Below are 1150 nucleotides of genomic sequence, written 5' to 3'. Positions count from 1 at the left end.
CCAAGTCCGGCCGCTCGGCCGTGCCGCCCCTACTGGCGAAGAGCGCAGCAAGCGGCCGACCAGGAACATGGGGTGTCGCACCCAAGATCAATGCGCCTTTCTCCAGACCGGCCATTCGCGACCGTAAGGTGCTGCCGTGCAGCGCGCCGCAGAACGGCCCTTCGTCCCTCTCTGCAGCATCCTCCCGCAGCCGAGCTCACCCTTCGCGCACCTTCCGGACGCTCACCGTTCCGCCGCCAACTGGTAGGACCGGCCCTCTCCGGACCTTCAAACTCAGCTCGGCTGTCGCATCGCAGCACCTGCAAGCGGACATTGCCCGAGCCTAGAGTTTTCAGGAAAATATGACGCGCTGTCCGGACCAACCCCAGAGACAGCGCGTCAGGTGTTCAGCGGAACCTGGCTGCGTTCTCTGCAGCCGCGGCATCCGTGTCGCCCTGACCGAACGCCGACGGTCGCGGCTCCGGCAGTTGCAGAGCCTCTTGAACCCGCGGCATGGCGTCGATGCGGTCGAACCACGCTTGCAGGTTCGGCAATCCGTCGACGCGCACCGTGGCCCAGAAGTAGCTGCGCGCCCAAGGGTAGGTCGCAATATCGGCGATGGACATCGTATCACCTACCAGCCACTCGCGCCCTGCGAGCCGCGTATCCAGCACCTCCAGCAGGCGGCGGCTTTCGGTCACGTAGCGATCAATAGCGTAGGGCACCTCGTCGCCATTCGGCTTGGCGATCCGCTGGAAGAACATCGCCTGGCCCATCATCGGGCCGATCCCGCCCATCTGGAACATCAGCCATTGCAGCGTCTCCGAGCGCTCCTTGGGGTCGTGGCTGAGGAACCGATCGTATTTCTCGGCGAGATACCACAGGATCGCGCCGCTCTCGAACACTGCGAAGTCATCAGCGCCGCGATCAACGATGGTCGGAATGCGCCCGTTTGGATTCAGGAGCAGGTAATCGGGCGCCTTCTGCTCCTTCTTGCCGAAATCAATCGGCACCAGTTCGTAGTCGATCTGCGCTTCGTGCAGGAAGATCAGGGGCTTCCAGCCGTTCATGGTGTTGGCGGTGTAGAGAACGATATCAGGCCGCGTCATTTGCGAGTTCCCCGAAGGTCGTGGCAAGGTGGGCGTCGAACCGGGCGAGGTCGGAGGCCACG

General features: G+C 63.7%; 1 protein-coding gene. It reads right to left on the bottom strand.

Annotated elements, in window-relative coordinates:
* Window positions 1-386: 386 nt before the first annotated feature.
* Window positions 387-1150: glutathione S-transferase family protein (locus ICN82_RS21190; RefSeq protein WP_226898664.1), on the bottom strand; the 764-nt coding region annotated here is incomplete at its 5' end.

The organism is Mangrovicoccus algicola (genome assembly GCF_014903745.1).
Taxonomy (GTDB): domain Bacteria; phylum Pseudomonadota; class Alphaproteobacteria; order Rhodobacterales; family Rhodobacteraceae; genus Mangrovicoccus; species Mangrovicoccus algicola.
This window is presented reverse-complemented; position numbering and strand designations above follow the sequence as displayed.